10 protein-coding genes and 1 pseudogene are annotated in these 14,899 nt (G+C 63.3%); 2 read left to right on the forward strand and 9 right to left on the reverse strand.

Features of this window, described 5'->3' with window-relative positions; genetic code table 11:
- Positions 1 to 23: 23 nt before the first annotated feature.
- Positions 24 to 974: a LysR family transcriptional regulator gene (locus H9529_RS20095; protein WP_092888468.1), complete on the reverse strand. Its 951-nt coding sequence runs from the start codon at positions 972 to 974 to the stop codon at positions 24 to 26.
- A 198-nt stretch (positions 975 to 1,172) separates the two neighbouring features.
- On the opposite strand from H9529_RS20095, the gene H9529_RS20100 reads away from it, so the two are divergent.
- A complete protein-coding gene (locus H9529_RS20100; RefSeq protein ID WP_092888465.1) occupies positions 1,173 to 2,930 on the forward strand; it encodes an FAD-dependent oxidoreductase in 1,758 nt (585 codons plus the stop codon).
- Between the two features lie 112 nt (positions 2,931 to 3,042).
- Here the strand turns inward: H9529_RS20100 and H9529_RS20105 are convergent, their stop codons facing one another.
- The 7 genes and pseudogenes from H9529_RS20105 to chvE all read right to left on the reverse strand — a co-directional run bounded on the left by H9529_RS20105 (position 3,043) and on the right by chvE (position 12,182).
- Positions 3,043 to 4,557 carry an aldehyde dehydrogenase (NADP(+)) gene (locus H9529_RS20105; protein ID WP_092888462.1) on the reverse strand — a complete coding sequence of 505 codons (1,515 nt, stop codon included), beginning with the start codon at positions 4,555 to 4,557 and terminating at the stop codon, positions 3,043 to 3,045.
- Positions 4,558 to 4,572: 15 nt separating this feature from the next.
- Positions 4,573 to 5,490, reverse strand: coding sequence for a dihydrodipicolinate synthase family protein (locus H9529_RS20110; RefSeq protein ID WP_092888459.1), 918 nt, complete (start codon positions 5,488 to 5,490; stop codon positions 4,573 to 4,575).
- A 15-nt stretch (positions 5,491 to 5,505) separates the two neighbouring features.
- Entirely contained in the window at positions 5,506 to 6,438 is a 933-nt protein-coding gene (locus H9529_RS20115) for a Gfo/Idh/MocA family protein (protein ID WP_092889192.1), read from the reverse strand.
- A complete protein-coding gene (gene araD / locus H9529_RS20120) occupies positions 6,438 to 8,183 on the reverse strand; it encodes an L-arabinonate dehydratase (protein WP_092888456.1) in 1,746 nt (581 codons plus the stop codon). Before araD ends, H9529_RS20115 begins: the two co-directional genes overlap by 1 nt.
- Before the next feature lie 24 nt (positions 8,184 to 8,207).
- Positions 8,208 to 9,419, reverse strand: a complete 1,212-nt coding sequence (gene mmsB, locus H9529_RS20125; protein WP_092888453.1) for a multiple monosaccharide ABC transporter permease — start codon at positions 9,417 to 9,419, stop codon at positions 8,208 to 8,210.
- Between the two features lie 12 nt (positions 9,420 to 9,431).
- Positions 9,432 to 10,951 (reverse strand): annotated as a pseudogene (mmsA, locus tag H9529_RS20130) (multiple monosaccharide ABC transporter ATP-binding protein).
- A gap of 178 nt (positions 10,952 to 11,129) precedes the next feature.
- The gene (chvE, locus tag H9529_RS20135; protein WP_092888450.1) at positions 11,130 to 12,182 is read right to left on the reverse strand and encodes a multiple monosaccharide ABC transporter substrate-binding protein; all 1,053 of its coding nucleotides are present in this window, start codon (positions 12,180 to 12,182) and stop codon (positions 11,130 to 11,132) included.
- A gap of 165 nt (positions 12,183 to 12,347) precedes the next feature.
- On the opposite strand from chvE, the gene H9529_RS20140 reads away from it, so the two are divergent.
- Entirely contained in the window at positions 12,348 to 13,265 is a 918-nt protein-coding gene (locus H9529_RS20140; protein WP_092888447.1) for a LysR family transcriptional regulator, read from the forward strand.
- Positions 13,266 to 13,316: 51 nt separating this feature from the next.
- Here the strand turns inward: H9529_RS20140 and H9529_RS20145 are convergent, their stop codons facing one another.
- Positions 13,317 to 14,894 carry an ABC transporter ATP-binding protein gene (locus H9529_RS20145; protein ID WP_218132130.1) on the reverse strand — a complete coding sequence of 526 codons (1,578 nt, stop codon included), beginning with the start codon at positions 14,892 to 14,894 and terminating at the stop codon, positions 13,317 to 13,319.
- Between the last annotated feature and the right edge of the window lie 5 nt (positions 14,895 to 14,899).

Genomic DNA, 14,899 nt, shown 5'->3' on the forward strand with positions numbered 1-14,899 from the left:
CCATGTGACCCTTGCACGCCGCGCTACCGCCGCCTTTGGGTGACCTGCTTTTCATGATCCATACGCGCCTGCAATTGCTGGAACTGCGCCTGCAAGAAGGTGGTGAACTGCGCTGCGGCGTGCGGCCCCTGCCGGTCCGTCACCACCAGCACACCCAACTGCCGGTCGGGATGATCGATGCGCAGCGGCAGCGCCTCCAGCGGAACGGTGCGGCGCGACATGAACACCACCGAATAGGGCAGCACGGTCAGCGCATCCGACCCCGCAAGCACCGACTGGATCGAAGCCAGCGTCCCGCCCGAGAAATTGACGCGGAAATCCTCCTGGCCGATGGATTTCAGCGCGCGCAGAAGGTCATGATACAGGGGACTGTCGGGCGGCGGCGCGATCCAGGCATAGGGCGCAATATCGGCCAGCGTGATGCCGCGTTTGCGCGTCAGCGGATGCCCGGCGCGGCAGGTGATGACATTGTTGCCCGACAAAAGCGGCGCAAAGGTCATGTCAGGCGGCACCTGGCTGGAATGCAGCGGCAAGATCGCCACATCCAGCCCGCCATTGCGCAGCCCGGTTTCCAACGTCTCCAGATAGCCATAGGACTGGTCGATCTGCACATCAGCGTTGCGCGACTGGAACTCGGCCACGATGCTTGCCACCACGCCGTCCATGAAGATGGGCGAAGCCCCCAGCCGCAGCCGCCCCGCCAGCCCCTGCCGGAAGCGACGCACCAGCAAGCTTGCCTCTTGATTGGCGGCGCGGCTGCGCGCGCCCAGCCGGGCCAGCCGGGCACCCAGTTCGGTCGGCCGCAGCGGGCGACGCCCCGGTTCGAACAGCGGCATGCCGACCCGGTCTTCCAGCAGCGCCATGCTGCGCGAGACCGAGGGCTGGGACTTGCCAAGCGCCTCGGCCCCTTCGGTCAGCCCGCCCTTTTCGACAATGACCGACAGAATCTCCAGATGTTCGCTGTCTATTTTCATAACGTTAGGTGATATAATACATACATCATCCGATCAATATTTCCGTGTATCCGCGCTAGATTTTGTTAAGACGGGCACCGGAGGGGGTGCGCCGACACATCTGCGCGCTGCAAGCGACTGAGTTCATGCAGTTTCAGGTCCGGCGCGCCCGGATTGTCGTGAAACTGCGCCAAAGCCTGCGATCTGGGAGGAACCACTATGGCTGAAATTACCACCGACGTGCTGATCATCGGCACAGGCCCCGCTGGCGCTGCCACGGCGGCCCTGTTGTCCAGCTACGGCATTGAGAACATGGCGATCAACCGCTATCGCTGGCTCGCCAATACACCGCGCGCGCATATTACCAACCAACGCACCATGGAGGTGTTGCGCGATCTGGGCCGCGGGATCGAGGATGAGGCCTATATGTTCGCGACCCATCAGGATCTGATGGGCGAGAACATCTTTTGCGAAAGCCTTGCGGGCGAGGAAATCGGCCGGATGAAAGCCTGGGGAAATCATCCACTGTCGCGGGCCGAACATCTCATGTCTTCGCCCACGCAGATGAACGACCTTCCGCAAACCATGATGGAGCCGCTTCTGTTCAAGACCGCCTGCATGCGCGGCACCCAGGCGCGGATGTCCACCGAATACCTGAGCCATGAACAAGATGCCGAAGGCGTCACCACGACCTGTCTTGACCGGCTGACCGGGCAGGAATTTACCGTGCGCTCGAAATACCTGATCGGCGCGGATGGCGGCAAGTCCCTGGTGGCGGAACATGCTGGCCTGCCGTTCGAGGGCAAGATGGGCGTGGGCGGGTCGATGAACATCTTGTTCCGCGCGGACCTGTCCAAATACGTCGCGCACCGGCCCAGCGTCCTTTATTGGGTGATGCAGCCCGGTGCTGATGTGGGCGGCATCGGCATGGGGCTGGTGCGGATGGTGCGGCCGTGGAACGAATGGCTGATCGTCTGGGGCTATGACATCAACGGGCCAGAGCCCGAGGTAACGCCCGAGTTCGCCACCGACGTCGCCCGTCAGTTGATCGGCGACCCGGAACTGGAGATCGAGCTGCTGTCCGCCAATGTCTGGACCGTGAACAATTATTACGCCACGCGCACCGCCGAGGGCCGCGTGTTCTGCATGGGGGACGCGATCCACCGGCATCCGCCGTCGAACGGATTGGGGTCCAACACCTCGATCCAGGATGCGTTCAACCTGGCGTGGAAGCTGGCGCTGGTGCTGAAAGGGCAGGCGGGGACCGCGCTGCTGGACAGCTATGATGTGGAACGCGCGCCGATTGCGAAACAGATCGTCACCCGCGCCAACCAGTCCATCGGCGAGACCGGGCCGATCTTTGCCGCGCTTGGCATGGCCGAAGGCGTCAGCCCCGCCCAGATGCAACGCAACCTGGAGGCGCGGTCGTCAGGCACGCCCGAAGCTGAAGCGCAGCGTGAGGCGATCCGCAAGGCGATTGCGTTCAAGAAGTATGAATTCGACGCCCACGGGACCGAGATGAACCAGCGCTATACTTCGGGTGCGGTGGTCAGCGACGGGCAGATCGAACCGGCCTTCCAGCTGGATGCCGACCTGCATTATCAGCCCACGACATGGCCCGGCGCACGGCTGCCGCATGCATGGCTGAACCATCGCGACAGCGGGGAAGATACCTCGACGCTGGATTTGTGCGGGCATGGCCGTTTCACCGTGCTGACCGGGCTGGGTGGCGAGGCCTGGGCAGAGGCTGCCGCAGCAGTCGCGGCGGATCTGGGCATAGAACTGGCGGTCCATGTCATCGGCCCGCGCCAGACCTATGTGGATCTCAGCGGCGAATGGGCGCGGTTGTCAGAAATCCGGGACAGTGGGTGCTTGCTGGTGCGGCCAGATCACCACGTCTGCTGGCGCGCGACCGAGTTGACCGAAGCACCCAAGGCTGACCTTGACCGTGTGCTCCGCACGGTTCTGGCGCGCTGAGGCTGCCAGCAAAAGCGGTCAGAATGACCGGCAGCAAAAAGCCCCGGCATCATGGGACGCCGGGGCTTTTTCAATTCACTTGTTGGCGCCGCCGTTCAGCCCAGGCCGTCGTTCAGCCCAGATCGTCGGGCAGCACGCTTTGCGGCAGGTTCTGGTAGCAGACCGGCCGCAGGAAGCGGCGGATCGACAGGGTGCCCACCGATGTCGCACCAAAGTTGGTCGATGCCGGGTAGGGGCCCCCGTGGACCATGGCGTCGCAAACCTCGACCCCCGTGGGGAAGCCATTGGCCAGCACCCGGCCAGCCTTGCGTTCCAGCACCGGCAGCAGGCGGCGTGCCAGATCGGCGTCAGCATCATCCATATGCAGCGTCGCGGTCAGCTGACCCGACAGGCTGTGCGCCACACGAGTCATCTCCTCGGCATCTCGTGCGACGACGACAAGGCCCAACGGGCCGAAGACTTCTTCGGCAAGCGTATGGTTGCCGGTCCAGTCGGCGGCCGACACCTTGAACAGGAACGGTTTCGCCTCACGTTGGTCGCACGTCGAGGTCAGAAGATCCTGCACGCCGGGCTGCCCCGCCATGGCTTTTGCGCCTGAAGTATACGCCTTGGCGATCCCGTCGGTCAGCATCACCTGTCCGCCGGCTTCGCTGAGCGCGGCGCGGGTGGCTTCGACAAACGCGTCCGCTTCCGCGCCTTCCAGGACCACCGCAATGCCGGGGTTGGTGCAGAATTGCCCCGCGCCCATGGCCAGCGACCCGGCCCAGCCCTTGCCCAGTTCAGCACCCCGCGCCGCGATTGCGGACGGCAGCATGAACATCGGGTTGACCGACCCCAGTTCCCCATAGAACGGGATGGGTTCAGGACGCTGCGCGCACAGGTCGAACAGCGCCCGGCCCCCACCGAGTGATCCGGTGAAGCCCACGGCGCGGATCAGCGGGTGCTGCACCAGCGCCTGACCCACGGCGCGGTTGCCGCCCTGGATAAGCGAGAAGACACCGGCGGGCAGGCCGCATTTTGCAATTGCCGCATGGATCGCTTCGGCAACGATCTCAGCCGTGCCGGGATGCGCACCGTGGCCCTTTACCACCACAGGGCAACCCGCCGCCAGCGCTGCCGCCGTGTCACCGCCAGCGGTCGAAAACGCCAGGGGGAAATTCGACGCGCCAAAGACCGCGACCGGGCCGATGGGCCGCTGCATCATCCGCAGATCAGGGCGGGGCAGGGGCTGCCGGTCGGGCAGGGCGGGGTCATGGCGGCGATCCAGATAATCACCCTTCAGGATGTGCTCGGCGAACAGCCGAAGTTGTCCGGTGGTACGCCCGCGTTCGCCGTTCAGCCGTCCTTCGGGGAGGCCGGTTTCCTGGGTGCCGATTTCGGTGATCGCTTCCGCGCGCGCTTCAATCTCATCGGCGATGGCATTCAGAAAGCCCGCGCGGTCCGCGCGGCTGGCGTAGCCATAGGTCCAGAACGCATCTTCGGCCGCCTTGACGGCCTGATCCACCAATTCGGGCGTGCCCGCCGAAAAGCTGTGTGCCGACCCATGCGCGGGCTCAGAAGTGAACGTATTTTCTGTGCCGATCCAGTTGCCTGCGATCAGGTGTTTGCCGTGGGGGGTGAAAGTCATGGGGTATCCTCTGTCTTATTTGCCCCAGCGCAGGGCGATAACGTCAAGTTCGCGCGACAGCTGCAAAAGCCGGTCGCGGGTGCGCGGGCTGAGCGGTTGCAGCGGCGCGCGTACGTGGTCCGAGCCGATCACGCCGCCTTCCTTCATCACCACCTTGGCGGCGCGCAGACCACACTGGCGGTTTTCGTGGTTGATCAGCGGCAGGCACAGCCGCCACTGGTCCAGTGCGGCGTCGATATTGCCAGCCCGATAATCGCGGACGATGGGCGCGATCTTTTCGGGTTGCAAGGCCGAAGTCATGGTGCCGGTGCAGCCTGCATCCAGATCGGCCAGCAGGGTCACGGCCTCTTCACCGTCGAACGGGCCGATGATGTCCTTGCCACCGGCTTCGATCAACGCGGCAAGCTTGTCTGCGGCGAAGGGCACCTCGATCTTGAAATAGGACACATTTTCAATCTCTTGCGCCATGCGCACCAACAGCGGCACGCCAAGCGGCACGCCTGACAGCGGCGCGTCCTGCACCATGATGGGGATAGAGATCGCGTCCGATACTGCCTTGAACTGGCCAAACACCGCATGTTCCGGCGGCACGAGGCCGACGCCGTGATAGGGCGGCATCATCATCACCATGGCAGCCCCCTGTGCCTGCGCCTCAACGGCGCGGCGCACGGTGATGTCATTGGCGAAATGCGAAATCGTCACGATCACCGGCACGCGGCCCGCCACATGCTCCAGACTGACGCGGGTCAGGATCGCGCGTTCCTCATCCGACAGCAGGAACTGTTCTGAGTAATTGGCCAGGATGCAGATGGCATCGACGCCCTGGTCGATCATGCAATCCAGCACACGCTTCATGCCTTCGGGATCAATGGCGCCATTGTCGAAAAATGGGGTGGGGGCGACGGGCAGGATGCCGGTTAGGGGCTGTTTCATGGCAAATTCTTTCGGTTATTCAACAAACGGGGCGACGCGTCGGCGATGGCCAAGCGCCAGTGCATCCGACACATGCACCATGGGGCGCAGATCCATGTCGATGCCACCGCGCGCCAGCAGTCGGGCCATTTTGGCGTATAGCCGAGGGTATTCGCCCGACAGCGGGTTGTCATCGTCAAGCGCCGGGGCGGCAGCGCCATCCACGGTCAGCCGCGCCCCGCCGTCGGACAGTTTCAAGGTGCCCGCGTCGGTTTCGGCGACGATCTCCCATGTCTGATCGCCCTCTTGACGCCACTCAAAAACGGCCGAGACCTCGGCGCCTTCGGGGTGGTAAAAGGCCAGTTCCGCACCGATCGGAGTCTGGCGGTTTTCCGGCACGTCCAGCGTAGCCGAGGTCAGGTGAATGTCATGCGCCAAGATCTCGGTCACGATCGACAGCGCGTTGATGCCGGGATCGAAGACGCCCATGCCGCCGGGTTCCCAGATCCAGTCCTGCCCGGGATGCCAGCGGCGGACGTCTTCCTTCCAGGTCACGCGCAACGACCGCAGGCGCTTGTCGGCCAGCCATGTCTTGGCGGCAGCGACCTTGTCGGCCTCGCGCGAGTGCCAGGTGGCAAAAAGGCAGACGCGATGCGCCTCGGCCAGACGGCGCAGCGCGTGGCATTCGGCCAGCGTGGCACCAGGCGGTTTCTCCAGCATCACATGGCGACCGGCCCGGATGGCACGCGCGGCAGCATCGAAGCGCGGAACCGGCGGCAGGCACAGCGAGAGGACGCGGATCCCGTCATGCGCCGCCAGCAGGCTGTCGATATCGGTGAAGCCGGGCGCGCCGGGCACGCTGCCATGACGCGAGACGGTGGCGGCAAGTGTGAAGTCGGGCGAAGCGGCAATCGCGGGGACATGCTGGTCCAGCGCGATCTTGCCGATCCCCATCAGGGCTATGTCAATCAATGGCTTTCCTTTCCAACGGCATTTCCACGGCATCCGATCAGAAAATCGAGGTCCGCGCCAGTATCTGCGCCCTGCACATGGGTCTGGTGCAGCCAGGCATAGCCGCTTTCAGGCTGTCCCGTGGGCGCGGTCCATGCGGCCAGCCGGGCAGCGAGTTCAGCATCGGATACGTCCAGATGCAGGCGGCGGTTCGCCACATCCAGTTCGATCATGTCGCCATTCTGCACGACGGCCAGAGGCCCGCCTGCAGCAGCCTCGGGCGAGGTATGCAGCACCACGGTGCCGTAGGCCGTTCCCGACATGCGCGCATCAGAGATACGGACCATATCGGTCACACCCTTGCGCAATATCTTGGGCGGCAGCCCCATGTTGCCGACCTCGGCCATGCCAGGATAGCCTTTTGGCCCGCAGTTCTTCAGGACCATCACACAGGTTTCGTCAATATCCAGATCCGGGTCTTCGATCCGCGCCTTGTAATCTGCGATATCCTCGAACACCACGGCGCGGCCCCGATGCTGCAACAGCGCGGGGTTGGCGGCGGAAGGCTTCAGCACCGCACCCTTGGGCGCAAGATTGCCGGTCACCACCACGATACCACCCGATTGGGTCAGCGCACGGTCGGCGGGCAAGATAACGTCCTCGTTGTAGTTGACGGCGCTCTTGACCTCATCCCAGAGGGTCTTGCCCGATACTGTCAGCGCGTCATTCACCAGCATCCCGGCTTCGCCCAGCCGCTTCAGCACGACCGGCAGGCCACCGGCGTAAAAGAATTCCTCCATCAGGTATTTACCCGACGGCATCAGGTTCACGATAGTCGGCACGTCTCGGCCCCAGCGGTCCCAATCGGCCAGCGTCAGATCGATCCCCACGCGACCCGCCAGCGCGAGCAGGTGGATCACCGCATTGGTCGACCCGCCGATGGCCGCATTGGTGCGGATCGCGTTCATGAAGGCGTCGCGGGTCAGGATGTCGGACGGCTTCATGTCGTCCTTCACCATCTGCACGATGCGGCGGCCCGAATGCTGCGCGATCACCCGGCGGCGGCTGTCCACGGCGGGGATCGCCGCATTGCCCGACAGCGCCATGCCAAGGGCTTCGGCCATCGACGCCATGGTTGATGCCGTGCCCATGGTGTTGCAGGTCCCCGTGGACCGGGACATGGAAACCTCGGCCTCCAGGAATTCCTCCTGCGTCATCTCGCCAGCCTTCACGGCCTCGGAGAATTTCCAAAGATGGGTGCCTGAACCGACGCGTTCGTTGCGATAATAGCCGTTCAGCATCGGCCCGCCGGTCACGACGATCGACGGGATGTCGCAAGATGCAGCCGCCATCATCAGCGACGGCGTGGTCTTGTCGCAGCCCACCATCAGCACGGCGCCATCCATCGGCTGACCGCGAATGGTCTCCTCGATCGACAGGGCGGCCAGGTTGCGAAACATCATCGCGGACGGGCGGAAGGTGTTTTCCGACGCCGAGAAAACCGGCACTTCGACCGGGAAGCCCCCGGCCTCCCAGATGCCCGCTTTGATCTTTTCGGCCAGATCCTTCATGTGGATGCCGTTGCAGGGCGACAGCTCCGAAAAGGTGTTCAACACGCCGATGATCGGCCGCCCGTCGAACAGATCATCAGGATACCCCTGATTTTTCAGCCAGCTGCGGTGATAGATCACATCGCGTGAACTGCCCCCGTACCATTCCTGCGACCGCAGCTTGCGCGGCCATTGTGCCGGTTTGAACGCCATGGAAGTTTCCTTTACCTACAGGTTTCAGGCCTGTTTGTTCTTGTTGTAGACATCGAAGAACACGGCAGCCAGCAGCACCAGCCCCTTGATGACCTGTTGATAGTCGATGCCGATGCCCATGATCGACATGCCGTTGTTCATGACGCCCATGATGAAGGCACCGACGACCGCGCCGATGATCTTGCCCACGCCGCCTGACATCGACGCGCCGCCGATGAAGACCGCCGCGATGACATCGAGTTCCAGCGCGAAACCGGCCTTCGGCGTTGCCGTATTCAGCCGTGCGGCAAAGATCAACCCGGCCAGTGCGGCCAGAACGCCCATGTTGACGAAGGCCAGGAAGGTCAGCCGTTCGGTCTTGATGCCCGACAGTTTCGCCGCTTTCTCGTTCCCGCCAAGCGCATAGATGCGCCGCCCGATCACGGTGCGTTCGGTGACAAAGGCATAAATCGCGATCAGCACACCCATGGTAACCACCACATTGGGCAGGCCGCGGAAGGTGGAAAGCTTGAACATCAGCAGCACGATGCCGGCGGCAATGATGCAGTTGCGCACCCAGAACAGTCCGACCGGCTCATCCTCGGTGCCGTATTGCGCGGTGCGGTTGCGTTTCTTCAGCCCCATGGCAATGACGGCAACGGCGGCGACCACGCCCAGCGTGAAGGACAGCACGTTGAAGTTGCGGGTGCCGAACACGCCCGCCAGATATTCGCCCATGAAGGCGGGAAAGATATCCATGACAAAGCCCGTGGACAGCAGCTGGAATTCGCGCGGGAACGGCCCGACCGACTGCCCCTCCAGCAGCCACAGCGACAACCCGCGAAACACCAGCATCCCCGCCAGCGTCACGATGAACGAAGGAATCTTCCACATCGCCACGAAATAACCCTGCGCCGCGCCGATCAGACCGCCGGTAATCAGGCAGATTGCCATGGCAAGCGCCATGTGGACATCGAAATTGACGATCAGCACCGCCGCAAGCGCCCCGATGAACCCCATGACCGAGCCGACCGACAGGTCGATATTGCCCGATACGATGACGATCAGCATCCCCAGCGCCATGATGATGATATAGCTGTTTTGCAAGAACAGGTTGGTGATGTTGACCGGGCGCATCAACGTGCCGCCGGTCACGATTTCAAAGAACACCATGATGGCGATCAGCGCGAACAGAAGCCCGAAGTCGCGCATATGCGCCGCCAGATATTCCTTGATCCCTTTGGTTTGTGCCGTCATTGCGCTGTTTCCCTATTCACTGACGATGAGCGACATGATCCGCTCCTGGCTGGCTTCGGCGGCGGGCAGTTCGCCCACGAAAGCGCCCTCATTCATCACATAGATGCGGTCACACATGCCCAGAAGTTCCGGCATCTCGGACGAGATCATGATGACCCCTTTGCCCTGCGCCGACAGGTCATTGATGATCGCATAGATTTCATATTTCGCGCCCACGTCGATGCCGCGGGTCGGTTCATCGAGGATCAGCACCTCGGGCGCGGTGTGCAGCCATTTGGCCAGCACCACCTTTTGCTGGTTGCCGCCCGACAGGTTTCCGACGATCTGAAACACCGAAGGGGTGCGCGTGCTCAGCGCTTTGCGGTATTTCTCGGCGACGGTGGTTTCGGCGTTGAAATCCAGTACCCCGCGTTCCGACACGCTGTCCAGATTGGCCAGCGTGGTGTTGAACCGGATGGTTTCATCCAGCACCAGGCCCAGCGTCTTGCGGTCCTCGGTCACATAGGCCAGGCCTGCGGCGATGGCGCGGTCCACCTTCGACACATCCACCGGCTTGCCGCGCAGCTTTACCGTGCCCGAAATGCGCCGCCCGTAGGACTTTCCGAAGATCGACATGGCCAGTTCGGTGCGCCCGGACCCCATGAGGCCCGCGATACCCACCACTTCGCCCGCGCGCACATTCATCGAGATGTCGCGGATCACCTGCCGGTCGCCGTGTTCGGGGTGCCAGACGTTCCAGCCCTCGACCTCCATCAGCATCTTTCCCGCGTAGCGCGCGCGCGGGGGGGGTAGCGGTCGGACATGTCACGCCCCACCATGTCGCGCACGATGTCGTTTTCCGACAGCCCGGCCTTGGCATCCTTGGTAGAGACCGACATGCCGTCGCGGATCACCGTCACCGTATCAGCGACATAGCGCACTTCGCTCAGCTTATGGGTGATTATGATGCAGGTGACGCCCTGTGCCTTCAGTTCCAGCATCAGGTCCAGCAACTTGCGCGAGTCGTTCTCCTGAAGCGCCGCAGTCGGCTCATCCAGGATCAGAAGCTTCACATTCTTCGACAGGGCCTTGGCGATCTCTACCAACTGCTGCTTGCCCACGCCGATATTGTCCACCAGCGTGGCCGGGCTTTCGCGCAGGCCGACCTTTCTCAGCAGCGCCTCGGTGCGGTGGCTGGTCTCATGCCAGTCGATCACCCCGCCCTTCGCGGCCTCATTGCCCAGAAAGATGTTCTCGGCAATCGAAAGCTGTGGGACCAGCGCCAGTTCCTGATGGATGATGATGATCCCGCGATCCTCGGAATCGCGGATGTTGCGGAATTCGGCCAGCTTGCCTTCATAGTAGATCTCGCCGTCGTAGCTGCCCGCCGGATAGACCCCGGACAGCACCTTCATAAGCGTGGATTTGCCCGCGCCGTTTTCGCCGCAAACCGCGTGGATCTCGCCTGCCTTGACCTCAAGCGTCACACGGTCCAGCGCCTTGACACCAGGAAACTCCTTGGTGATGGCGCGCATTTCAAGAAGCGCCGTCATTGTGGCCTCGCGCGTAAAGCCGTCTCAGGGGGAAAGCCACACAGACTTTCCGGGTTGAGAATGCTGGGAAACTTTGGCCCGCAGCGATCCTTGCCGTTGAACGCAAGCCCGGTCCGCTGCGGGGGAAAAGACCGCGCCTGCCCGCTGTGACAGCAGGCAGGCGCGGATGCAGGCAAGATCAGTTGATCTGATCGGTGGTGTAGTAGCCGGACCCGATCAGGATCTCTTCCCAGTTGGACGCGTCCACGGCAACGGGTTCCAGCAGGTAGGACGGAACCACCTTAACGCCGTTGTCGTAGGTTTCATTGTCGTTGATCTCGGGCTCGGTCCCGGCCAGCACGGCATCCACCATGCCCACAGTGACTTTCGCCAGTTCGCGGGTGTCCTTGAAGATCGTCGAATACTGCTCACCGGCCAGAATGGATTTGACCGATTGGATTTCCGCATCCTGACCCGAAACGATGGGCATCGGCAGATCGCCAGAGCCATAGCCAACGCCCTTCAGCGACGACAGGATGCCGATGGACAGCCCGTCATAGGGCGACAGCACGCCATGCACCTGCGCATCAGTGTAATGCGCCGACAACAGGTTATCCATCCGCGCCTGAGCGACGGCACCGTCCCACCGCAGGGTGCCCACAGTGTCCATGCCCATCTGACCGGACACAACGTCGACCGTACCTTCGTCGATCATCGGTTGCAGCACGCTCATCGCGCCATCATAGAAGAAATAGGCGTTGTTATCGTCGGGCGAGCCGCCGAACAATTCGACATTGTAGGGGCCTGCGCCAAAACGCTCTTCCAGCCCGCCCACGAGGCTGGACGCCTGCTGCACGCCGACCTGGAAGTTGTCGAAGGTGGCATAGTAATCGACATTGCCACTGTCCCGGATCAGCCGGTCATAGGCGATCACGCGGACACCGGCGGCAGCGGCGTTTTCCAGCGCGTTCGACAGGGTGGTGCCGTCGATGGCCGCAATCACCAGAACCTCGACGCCCTTGGTGATCATGTTCTCGATCTGGGCCAACTGGTTGGGAATATCATCTTCGGCATATTGCAGATCGGCTTCATAACCGGCCGCTTCCAGTTCCTTCACCATGTTGTCGCCGTCGGCGATCCAGCGCGCCGAGGATTTGGTGGGCATCGAAATACCTACAAGCCCTTCGGCATGCGCCGAAGCAGTGAAAGCAATGGCCGCGGTTGCCGCGGTCAGGATGGTCTTGATCTTCATAGTATCCTCCCGAAATCGACGCACACAGCCTGTTTCCCCTGTGCATGCCGACATGTGATTGGACATGGTTGTCCACGACGGCATTCATAGGGCAGCCACCGTATGCATGTAAAATCCCGATTTTAAGCTTTGACATACCAAAAGTGTGATGCAAAAGTGACGCTGATGCGCTTCATCCAATATATCAAACCCCTTCATCTGCACCTGTTGCTGAAAACCCATGAGACGGGGCAGCTTCAGGTGGCGGCGCGCGCTTTGGGGATGTCGCAGCCCGCCGCCTCGCGCATTCTGGCGGATGTGGAAAGCCGCTGCGGCAGCGCGCTGTTCACCCGAACACCCAAGGGGATGGAGGCAACGCCAGTGGGCGACGCTTTTGCCAGCCATGCACGCGTCGTCCTGTCGGGGCTGGAAAGCCTTGAGAATGAAGTGGCGGCCCTTACCTCGGGCCGGGCCGGCGATGTGCGGATCGGCACGGTGACCGGCCCCGCCGTCGGGCTGATCGTCCCCGCCATGGCCGCCGTGCGCGCGCTGGCACCTGGCATTGCCGTCAGCATCGACGTGGGACCGTCCAGTGAACTGGTGCGCGGGCTGGATGAGGGGCGCTTCGATTTCATCCTGGCGCGCATCCCCGCCACGCATGACACCACCGGCCTTCAGGTGCATCCCGCCCGGTCGGAAATCGTGCGGCTGTTGGTGCGGCAGGGGCATCCGCTGGCCGGGCGGCGCGGGGTCGGGCTGGCCGAACTGACCGAGTATGAATGGGTGATTCAAGAACGCGGCTCACCCATCCGCGCAGCGGTCGAGCAGGCGTTTCACGGCGCGGGCACGCCGGTGCCGCATCGTTTCGTCAATTCTTCATCGCTCTTGATGGTGCTGGCGCTGTTGGCCAGTTCGGATGTCATCGCGCCGCAGTCGCATGAGGTTGCAGAACTGCTGACCGGGGCGGATTTCGGGGCGCGGCTGACCTATCTGGAGACACGGGCCGAAATGGTCGTGACGCCGTATTTTGTGGTGCGCGAACGCAACCGCGAACTGTCCCGCGCGGCGCAGTTGTTCTATGAAAAAGTGCTGCGCGCGCTGTAATTCCGGTCCCGTTTCATCGCGCAGTGGTCGGGGCGGCACGCCGCCGCGCGCTCAATGCCCCCCCATCTGCTCCCCCGTCTGCCCTCCCATCTGCCGCCCGATCTGGTCGCGGTCGGTCGCGTCCGCGGCCACCACCGGCCCCAGCCTGCCCGCCGACATCACCGCCACGCGGTCCGACAGTTCCAGCACCTCGTCCAGATCCTCGCTGACCAGCAAAACGGCGGCACCCCGGTTGCGTTGCTCCATGATCTGCGCGCGGATTTCCGCAACCGATGCGAAATCCAGCCCAAAGCACGGGTTGGCCACGATCAGCACCTCCACATCGCCCGACAATTCGCGCGCCAGCACCGCGCGCTGCACATTGCCGCCCGATAGCGTTTCTACCAGCGCATCCGCCGAAGGGGTCTGGACGTTATAGCGCCGGATCAGCCCATCGGCGGCAGCCCGCATCCGCGCGGGCGAGATCAGGCCAAAGCGCCCGACCACGGGCGCCTTGTCAAAGCTGCGAAAGGCCATGTTTTCGGCCACCGACATGCGGGCCACCACGGCGTTGCGCAGGGGTTCTTCGGGCAGGCCAAAAACCTTGTAGCGGTCCAGATCGGCCCGGCGCGGCGCGAAGGGCTGACCCTCGGCCAGCAAGCGCCCGTCGGCCAGCGCGCGCTGGCCGGACAGCACTTCGACCAGCGCGCTTTGCCCGTTGCCCGACACGCCCGCGATGCCCACGATCTCGCCCGGATGAATGTCCAGCGTCACCGCATCCACCACCCGGCGGCCCGTCGCATCGTCGGCGCTGATCGAGTCAAGGGTCAGGCGGGGTTGCGCCGCCCCCTTTGCGCCCGACAGGCGCGGGGCGCGGGCGCGCAGTTCGGTTTCGCCGATCATCATGCGGCTCATCGCGGCGATGCTGGTGTCATGCGCACTGCCGCTGCCGGTGACCTCGCCATGCCGCAGCACGGTAAAGCTGTCGCAAAACGCCTTCACCTCGCGGAATTTGTGCGAGATCATAAGCACCGTAATCTCACCCCGATGTGCCATGCCGCCCAGCAGATGAAGCACCTCATCGGCCTCGGCCGGGGTCATCACCGATGTCGGCTCGTCAAGGATCAGGACCCGCTGGTCAAGGTACAGCAGCTTCAGGATTTCCAGCTTCTGCCGCTCGCCCGCCGAAAGGTCGGCGACGCGCCGGTCCAGCGGCACGCGAAAGGGCATGCGGTCCATGAAGGCTTCCAGCCGCCGCCGCTCGGCCCGCCAGTGGATGATGCCGGGTGCATCGGGGCGGGCGATCACAAGGTTTTCGGCGGCGGTCAGACAGGGCACCAACGTGAAATGCTGGTAGACCATACCGATGCCACGCATCTGCGCCTGCCTCGGGCTGGTGATCGCCACCGGCGCACCGTCCAGCAGGGTCGCGCCACTGTCAGCGGCGTGAAAGCCCATGATGCATTTGACCAGCGTGGATTTGCCCGCGCCATTCTCGCCCAGCAGGGCATGGAACGACCCCGCGCGCACGTTCAGCGACACGGCATCCAGCGCGCGCAGGGCACCGAAGGTCTTGGTCATCTGCCGGGTTTCCAGCGACATGGCGCCCCCGGGGTTGGGCGCGCTGCCGCGCAGCCTGGTCTGTGTCATCTGCC

The organism is Roseicitreum antarcticum, assembly GCF_014681765.1.
Taxonomy (GTDB): domain Bacteria; phylum Pseudomonadota; class Alphaproteobacteria; order Rhodobacterales; family Rhodobacteraceae; genus Roseicitreum; species Roseicitreum antarcticum.